The 276-nt window shown below is 40.2% G+C and carries 1 protein-coding gene; it reads right to left on the bottom strand.

What is annotated here, in order from left to right:
• Window positions 1-276: DUF4085 family protein (locus F1003_RS18655; protein WP_155090352.1), on the bottom strand; the 276-nt coding region annotated here is incomplete at both ends.

Below are 276 nucleotides of genomic sequence, written 5' to 3'. Positions count from 1 at the left end.
TGCATCGAATAACACACGAAGAGCATAGCCATCCTTTATTCTCACTAACTCATCATATATCATATACTGCCCTGTCTGCAGCGGCATGTCTGCCATTTCGTTTAATACATTTAGAAAGATTAAGTGTACATATGACTTATTATAAAAGCCGCTTTCTGTATTAATAAAAAGATGAAGGTTGTCCCCCACTCTTTCCACACGCTCTATAATCGCATCATGAAATCCCTCTGTCAAAACAGCTTGAGCTGTTGATGGTAAGTTCGCTGCTGCCGTCTC

The sequence above is a fragment of the Winogradskyella ouciana genome (genome assembly GCF_009709615.1).
In the GTDB taxonomy this organism is placed as follows: domain Bacteria; phylum Bacteroidota; class Bacteroidia; order Flavobacteriales; family Flavobacteriaceae; genus Winogradskyella; species Winogradskyella ouciana.
This window is presented reverse-complemented; position numbering and strand designations above follow the sequence as displayed.